This window comes from Microcoleus sp. Pol12B4 (genome assembly GCF_036701385.1).
Lineage (GTDB): Bacteria > Cyanobacteriota > Cyanobacteriia > Cyanobacteriales > Microcoleaceae > Microcoleus.
This window is the reverse complement of the sequence record NZ_JAUBQR010000331.1, coordinates 1-4,611: the sequence shown is the minus strand read 5'-3', so window position 1 is coordinate 4,611 and position 4,611 is coordinate 1. Positions and strand designations below refer to the sequence as shown.

At 47.3% G+C, this 4,611-nt stretch carries 5 protein-coding genes and 1 pseudogene; 3 read left to right on the top strand and 3 right to left on the bottom strand.

Annotation, left to right across the window (positions count from 1 at the left end; translation table 11 throughout):
- Window positions 1-546 (bottom strand): annotated as a pseudogene (locus tag QUA38_RS27460) (glutathione synthase); the annotation flags it as partial.
- Window positions 547-613: 67 nt separating this feature from the next.
- Window positions 614-877 (bottom strand): glutaredoxin 3, encoded by a 264-nt coding sequence (gene grxC, locus QUA38_RS27455; protein ID WP_333167472.1) that lies wholly within the window; start codon window positions 875-877, stop codon window positions 614-616.
- A 513-nt stretch (window positions 878-1,390) separates the two neighbouring features.
- On the opposite strand from grxC, the gene QUA38_RS27450 reads away from it, so the two are divergent.
- Window positions 1,391-1,591, top strand: coding sequence for a hypothetical protein (locus tag QUA38_RS27450; protein WP_333167470.1), 201 nt, complete (start codon window positions 1,391-1,393; stop codon window positions 1,589-1,591).
- Window positions 1,592-2,187: 596 nt separating this feature from the next.
- On the opposite strand, the gene hflX is transcribed toward QUA38_RS27450, so the two are convergent.
- Window positions 2,188-3,828 carry a GTPase HflX gene (gene hflX / locus QUA38_RS27445; RefSeq protein ID WP_333167476.1) on the bottom strand — a complete coding sequence of 547 codons (1,641 nt, stop codon included), beginning with the start codon at window positions 3,826-3,828 and terminating at the stop codon, window positions 2,188-2,190.
- A gap of 4 nt (window positions 3,829-3,832) precedes the next feature.
- On the opposite strand from hflX, the gene QUA38_RS27440 reads away from it, so the two are divergent.
- Entirely contained in the window at window positions 3,833-3,958 is a 126-nt protein-coding gene (locus tag QUA38_RS27440) for a hypothetical protein (RefSeq protein WP_263053573.1), read from the top strand.
- Between the two features lie 510 nt (window positions 3,959-4,468).
- Window positions 4,469-4,611, top strand: a 143-nt coding sequence (locus tag QUA38_RS27435; protein ID WP_333167474.1) for a chlorophyll a/b-binding protein, incomplete at its 3' end; no start/stop codon positions are given.

The following is a 4,611-nucleotide window of genomic DNA, read 5'->3' as shown; positions in this document are numbered from 1 at the left end:
TTCCAGAAACAAAATCCCCTCCCCAGCTTTGCCACCCAATGGTTTAAGAACTGCCGCTCCTTTTTTCTCAACAAATTGCCTAATTACGTGTTTGTTTTGAGAAACAATGGTCTCCGGGATCGCTTCCTCAAATTGCAAAGCATACATTTTTTCATTCGCCGCCCGCAATCCTTTAGGACTGTTAACTACCAAAGTTTTAGTAGGATCGATGCCGTCTAGAAGGTAAGTAGCGTAGAGGTAAGCAATGTTGACTGGGGGGTCTGTCCGCATAAATACTGCGTCCATTGCTTCGAGAGGCTGCAAAGTAGGCTGTTCCACCTCGTACCAAGCCTCAGCAGCCTCCCAGCGTCCATCTACCACTTTTACTGGGGTGAGGGCTACCCGACTGAGCATTGCCCAGGTTTTGCCGCCGATGACGCTTAGTTCGTTGGCTTGAGTCGCCCAGACTTCGTGACCCAACTCTTGAGCGGCTTCCATCAGCGCTACGCTGGTATCGTGTCCTGGAATTAGTCGCGCGAGGGGATCGATGATGAATGCAAATTTCATTGTCTCTTAAAATTAAGAATTGGTCGTAGGAAAATTTGGGCTAACTGAAAATTCGACACGGAATGCCTCATTTTGCTGCTAGCAGCGGGTCTAGCTGGCCTAGAGCATCAAGTTTGTGGATGTCGTCGCAGCCACCTATGTGTTGGTCGTTAATCAATATTTGTGGCAGGGTACGGCATCCGTTGGCTCGATCGCTCATTTGAGCTCGTGCTGCTTCATCTCCGTCGATCGCGTACTCTGTAAAATCAATCCCTTTTCGCTTCAGCAGTGCTTTTGCACGAACGCAAAACGGGCAGGTTCTCCAAGTGTAAATTTCTACTTTAGGGGTCATGGACGCTCAAGCAATAACAATATTTTTTAATTGTAATCTTAACCCTAGTGCGGACTGTTTTTAGTTCCTAGGCTGAAACCCTTGAGTTTTCGTTGGTAGTCAACTTGCCTTGAAGCCTTGAAAGCCTTATTATACGGTTGACTCTCAAAAATTATCGGAAGGATTGATCTTAAACCATCTTAATTTTTATTTTTATTTTTATTTTTATTTTTTTATTTTATATAGCAACCTTATCTTTGTTGGCAGCGGAAGTTATTCATTCCTGAAACCCTTGCCGGGAAGTGAAATTGCCTTCTTGCTTCTTATTTTTACCCTGACTGAAGTCGCTATAGTTTTCTTCCTTCAACATCCGGCTCTATTTGCAGCGCACAAGCTAAGTGTGAAGTTATTTTTTATACAATTTTTTATTATTTTATATATTAAGTAAACAAATACCCATGTTTAAATAAACGGAGACATTGGGAAGGCAAACAGGTTGGTCCTCAGCCTGCCTAGCGCTGCGGACCAACCTGCTTGTTTCGCTTTCTGCACGAACATATCATTCCTGCACCTGTCAGTAGGACCGCGATCGCAGTACCTGGTTCAGGAATAGAAGTTGAGTCTCTCGAAGGTGTGCTTGTGTATATTTTTTGGGACAAACTCGACTGCGACTCCACTTGCGGGCCGGATCCCGTTGCTGGTGATGTCTGGCTGGAGGCACAGGCACTAGAATAATTTCCGGGACCGCACACATCTACTGCTGAAGCCGGAGGGGCGGCAGCTAGATAGTAAAACGCTGTTGCCAGCGTGGCAGAGAGTCCAATTGCTAGTTTTGCCAGTGGCGTACACATAACTATTTAGTTAAACAGTGGTAAAATCGAAAAATAGAAATAGTCCTAGAGATTAGCGCTGTACGACGGGCAAGGATTTTAGAGTTCTTACAATAAATGGATGTATTCTCTCACGGACGTCTGTAAAAATAGTATAGCGCTTGAGGTGAGTGCCCAAACACTTTAATAATATTATTCTCTTTTACCTTGACATCCCGTACTGTGGTTTGCACAGGTAGTTTGCACAGATTTAAGCAACATCATTATTTTTGCCACCTCTGAAGCAACAGCCCTTACAGCCATTAACAAAGAGTCTTTTTACCTTGACCGCGACCTCCGGAAATTAATTATTTAACCGATCGCAAAATAGAGATGCTGTATTGTACTTTGCAATGCACAATCTGACTACTCTTTTATAATCTCATAGTTCGACTAGATCTGTCCTCAGTATATGTACGTATATTCCCCCATGTCAACTATTCAAAAGGAATATTTAAGTATTTACCGAGGGTAGAGGGCGTATTGAATGAGCTGAGCTAGTCGGTCGCGGAGAGTTTCCATCCCGAGACCTTTGGCAGCAGAAATAAATACTGCTTGAGGAAATTCTTCTCGGGCGAGGGCGAGAGTATCTCCATCTACGGCATCGATTTTGTTGAAAACTACAAGGGCTGGGCCGGGAGTTACGGGCATATCTGTCAAAATATTCATGACCGATCGAATTTGGCTCTGCCACGCGGGATGGGAGAGATCGACGAGATGCAGCAAAGCATCGGCGTCAGTCACTTCTTCGAGGGTAGCCCGAAAAGCGTCGATCAAGGCGGGAGGCAGTTCGCGAATAAAGCCCACTGTATCTATGAGGACGATCGACAGGGGTTCCCTGGTGACAGTGCCGGGAATGGTCAACCGTCGAGTTGTGGGGTCGAGGGTGGCAAATAACTGGTCGGCGGCATAGACTTCGGAATTTGTGAGCAGGTTGAGCAGAGTCGATTTACCTGCGTTGGTGTAGCCAACGATCGCCACTGAGGGTACATCGTGATGATGGCGGTTCTGCCGCAGCCGGAAGCGGTGCGCCAGCAGTTGATTTACTTCTTGCTGCAATCGAGAAATGCGTTTGGCGATCGTCCGCCGTTCGGTTTCTAGCTTGGTTTCCCCTGGGCCTCTGGTACCGATGCCGCCACCCTGTCTCGACATTGCCTGACCGCGACCTCTGAGCCGGGGCAGGGCGTACTCTAGCTGAGCGAGTTCGACTTGCAATTTACCCTCGCTTGATCGAGCTCTTTGGGCAAAGATATCGAGAATTACCTCTGTTCGATCGACAACGCGAAGACCTATCTGAGTTTCCAAGTTCCGTATTTGTGCGGGGGCTAGGTCGCGATCGAATACCACGAGGTTAGCACTAATCGTCTGAGCCGTGAGGGAAATTTCCTGAACTTTGCCTTCGCCGACCACTGTCTGCGGATGAGGGCGCGATCGTTTTTGGCGCACTGTTTGCAGAACCTGACCTCCCGCGCTTTCAACCAGCCGCGTGATTTCTGCGAGCCCGTCCTCAAACTCCAACTGAGTCATGTGCTGAGTCATTACACCTACCAACAGCACTTTGTCTTGGTCTGCATCGACCTGCTTAGCGACAAACTCTGCTTGAAACTCTGCTTCGAGTCCTTCCACCAAATCCAGAAAGTCTTGGTCGGCGAGTTCGTCCAAATTCAGCGGTTCTGATATTTTCCAGGGAAAGTGTGGAGTTTGAATTAGTGACTTTGGAATTGAAGGCTCTTCTACTTCATCAGTTGAATCTGGTTCTAACTGAGCGCTCAAAACAGAGAACTCAAAATTTGGCTGATCTCCCTGGGGTATCAGGTGAGCGAGATAAGTTTCTTGAATGTAACCAGTCGCACCGCCACCACGGCGCTGAAATCCTCCCCCCGTCAGTGTGAGCCAAACCAGGGCGTCCAGGCGCTGAATAGCCATTGCTGTGAGAGCTGCTTCGCTTGGGGTTTCTGGCTTTAGGTGGGTGGCGATGCAGCGAATGCCGCTGAGGCGACCTCCCCCGTAGCGGGGCAATTCTAGGGGCGCAATCTGCGTTTGCCGGGGTGAACCTACGCCGACGCGAATTACTTGTCCGCGACGGTTGATGTAGGTGCAGATTGGTTTGTCTATTTCCGTGCTGATGGCGGCGACGCGCTGGGCGAATTCTGCAGTGGTGATGCGATCGCCCGGTAGTCGCTGGTGGTACAGCTTTTCGAGTTGCTTGAGCTGGCTGGACTTTAAACCTTGAAGATGGCCGTAGATGGTTTCGATAACAGTTTCTCCCGATTGATCTGTTTATCTCCTATTTTAATTAACTCCCGCGCGATGTGTTCGGCTTTTGAGTTGAAATTTACTAAATTTTCTTGCTTCTAGGATTTCGCGGATTCAGTCTGAGCGAGCTCAAAAACGGATACTTGCTTTCCCACAACAGTGGTGAGTCTGCCAAAATTTTAGAGCTTCCAGATTCATCTGTGGAGTAAATCTAAAATCTAAAATCTACTGACGAGTCAAAAGCGCCATTGTTTGTCGCTACGGGGCGATGGAGCCTTTCACAGCAGCAATCTCAACTTGCATTTGTATTTAGTATCTACAGATACAGGCGATCGCTAAAAAATCTCGTGCAACAAAAGTTAACACTTTATTTTTTGTTTCAAAATCCTCCTTTAGACTTGTGTGTATCTTGAGCCTAGAGACAGATAGCAAAGCAGAAATTAGGTCGCTACCATGAGAAGCGAACATTGTTAAGGAATGTAAAAACATGGAAACTCGTCCTACTAACCTGCCTCCTACGGCTAATGCTTACAACGGCAAAGATCGGAATGCCTTTTTGTTTGGCTTCAACCCGCAAGCAGAACTTTGGAACGGTCGCTTAGCGATGATCGGTTTCTTAGCTTATTTGCT

Excerpts from the sequence above, each read along its gene's own strand:
- grxC (WP_333167472.1), bottom strand. The coding sequence starts at position 877 with ATGACCCCTAAAGTAGAAATTTACACTTGGAGAACCTGCCCGTTTTGC.